The 2,809-nt window shown below is 40.4% G+C and carries 1 protein-coding gene and 3 pseudogenes; 3 read left to right on the top strand and 1 reads right to left on the bottom strand.

The window, feature by feature from the left end; translation table 11 throughout:
* Positions 1–724 (bottom strand): annotated as a pseudogene (locus BB781_RS14975) (IS1634 family transposase); the annotation flags it as partial.
* Positions 725–871: 147 nt separating this feature from the next.
* On the opposite strand from BB781_RS14975, the pseudogene BB781_RS14970 reads away from it, so the two are divergent.
* The 3 genes and pseudogenes from BB781_RS14970 to BB781_RS14960 form a co-directional block, all read left to right on the top strand.
* Positions 872–1,693: pseudogene (locus tag BB781_RS14970) on the top strand (IS5 family transposase); the annotation flags it as partial.
* Positions 1,694–1,754: 61 nt separating this feature from the next.
* A pseudogene (locus BB781_RS14965) lies at positions 1,755–1,998 on the top strand (zinc ribbon domain-containing protein); the annotation flags it as partial.
* A 73-nt stretch (positions 1,999–2,071) separates the two neighbouring features.
* The gene (locus BB781_RS14960; protein ID WP_277985516.1) at positions 2,072–2,533 is read left to right on the top strand and encodes a class I SAM-dependent methyltransferase; all 462 of its coding nucleotides are present in this window, start codon (positions 2,072–2,074) and stop codon (positions 2,531–2,533) included.
* Positions 2,534–2,809 lie beyond the last annotated feature (276 nt).

Here is a 2,809-nt window from a genome sequence, read left to right as displayed (position 1 = left end):
TAAGCTTCTATTTTCTTGATGGTGTTTTTAAGGGTTGTAACATCTACAATGCTCCCTGGATAGATGTCATACATCACTGGGACACCTTTCTCTTTATCCAGAATCATGGAGATATTTAATTGTGGAAGTTCAGGGTCATCTCTACTGTATCCGTATTCAAGGAGATTTATCAGTTGAGAGTGACTTGATAAACTGGTGAGGTCGTACACCAGTGTACGTTTTGTTCCAAGATTTCGCAGCATTTTGCCTATAAATGTAGATGGGATGTCACTATCCCCAACTTTAGCAAGTAAGTTGCTGATGTTTTGACTTTTCAAAGGCAACTCCGGACCCTCAAGGACAAGAGCCGAATTCTCATACCAAGTTGTAAGATTGTACATGGCAGTCGGACGAGTTATGCGGTTTAGTGCCATTGCAAGTATCATGTTCCTGTCTTTTTCATTCAACAGGTCCCTTAAATACTCCCCTATCTTAAGTTCCTCTATGATTTTCTGCAATGGAAGAAGCTCACCATAATTGTAAGCTTTTAGGGGTTTGCTGGAAGGTAGAAACGTCTCCTCTGTTGAGTTCATTGCATCCCGAACTCTTACAGGTTTACCATTTACGTTCCTTCCGAGGTATTTGGAGCGGTGTCGAATCTGTTTCTTTTCTTTATCATAGTATGGGATATCTTCATACCAGTATTCAATTCCATTTATTTCTTGATACGGAGTGTAGGTTTCATATGTGCTTATTATATAAGCGCATAATAGTATTTAAAGATTGTGAAACATAATTCCATAGAAGAGGTAATTCATGCGCAAGAGCGCATGAATTGGTAAGGAGTACAAAGGCAAAAATGACTATGCGCTTAAATTTTGGGAACTAAGGTTGTAAGTATTCCAAGAGGACTTACACGCAACATCAGCTATTGACTTTGGTTTTGTTAAAGGAGTTCCTGAAAACCGATTACAGAAGTATTGTTGAACTTGTTGAATTGATGGGGCCAGTTAGATCCAGGATTGGATTAAAACAAGTTCCACATTATACTACACTTCATAAGTTCGTCAGAAGAATTAGATCCGTTTACTTCAATGGATTGTTGAAAAAAACGCTTGACCTGTTCTATTCACATGGGGAAAGGATAGAAGTTACTGCTATCGATTCAAGTGGATTCACAAGTGGTTACTGTAGCTACTACTATTCACTCAGAACAAAGAAGAAACGCAGATCATTCATGAAAGTAAGTATTTCTGTTGATACTGATAAGTTGATAGTTACCGGTTTTAAGATATCAGGTAAACCTGTCAACGATATAAAGCATGCAAAGACATTGCTAAAGCAATCCCATAGAGTTCGAAGATCAAACTACTATGTTATGGACAAAGGATACGATTGTGAATCCATACATTCACTAACAAGAGAAGAATTCCGAGCAATATCTATGATCCCTTTACGGAACAGGAAGAGGAAAAAGATCAAAGGGTTTTATCGTAGAAAAATGGTAAAGGAATTCGATGAGGAACTGTACCATAATAGAAACCTGGTAGAAACTATGTCCTCAGTACTCAAAAGGAAATATGGGGAGGAGTTAAAGGCCAGAAAGTACAGGAATCAGGTAAAAGAGATCCAAATAAAACTAATAGTAAACAACCTTGGCAGGTATGCCAAGGTTGTCTGGGTGATTCAAACGAGGATTTCTACAGAGCTCTGAGGGCTAAACATGATAAACCAAACTCTACTCGCAATTTTTCTTTATATTCCGTTAATATTTATGGAGTTCTTTTGTAACTATGCTGGAATAAGGCAAAATGGCTTGGAAAGACAATACTCCGCATAGGGCAATTCGAACCATCAACCAAAATATGTAATGTGTGTGGATTCCACAACGGAAAATTAACACTTGCATATCGGAAATGGCAGTGTCCTGAATGCAAAACCAAGCACTACAGGGATATTAATGCCGCTATTAATATCAAAAAGTTTGCTTTAGATAAGCAAAATCAAATAGGAATGTAACGCCGTAGGGACTACGGGAAGAGCCTGTGGACTTGTGAACAATTGTTAGAGGAATGAAGCAGGAAGCCCCCCTATTCATAGGGGGGTAGTTCACGCAACCGATCTGTCCGATGAGATGCTGGCGGTTGCCCGGAAAAAGTTGCCATCGTTTTCCAATGTCCGTCTGGAGAAAGCCGACTGTTTTAACCTGCCCTATGAGAACAACAGTTTCGACACGGTTTTCATGGCGAATCTGCTGCATATCATCCCGGAACCGGAAAATGCAGTGACTGAAGCCACCCGGGTCCTGAAGGACAACGGCAGGCTGATCGCTCTCAGCTTCACCACAGAAGGGATGACGTTTCTCAATAAACTGAAGATGGGCTATCGCTACCTGAGAACATACGGGAAGCCACCTGCCGACGGGCAGCAGCTCACTGTGGAAGGTGCCCGCATGATGATGGAATCACGGAGCCTTACGGTTATAACGGCAGAACTGATCGGGCACAATGTAAAAGCTGTCTTCGTCATTGCCAGAGGAAACGGAGAAGTCTGACTTATGCTAAAATTTACTTGTTCGCCATAGGGTATACTAATAATATTAGGTAATACAATAATTTTATATACTACATACTAATTATAGTATATGCTATCCCCCATCCGAAATGTGCAAAGAGCCTGCAACTGACTCTTGCATTAAATTGTACACAAGTGGAACCAGCATCAGCTTCATGGTACATGAAGCGAGGTGAATAACAGTAGAGCGCAGTTTTTAGGATAATTCACCGTTCTGAAACTATGATTTATTTTAACATCCCATGCCTGTCGCATC

This window comes from Methanolobus psychrotolerans (genome assembly GCF_002243045.1).
In the GTDB taxonomy this organism is placed as follows: domain Archaea; phylum Halobacteriota; class Methanosarcinia; order Methanosarcinales; family Methanosarcinaceae; genus Methanolobus; species Methanolobus psychrotolerans.
The sequence above is the reverse complement of the archived record's forward strand: the minus strand, read 5'-3'. Positions and strand labels throughout refer to the sequence as shown.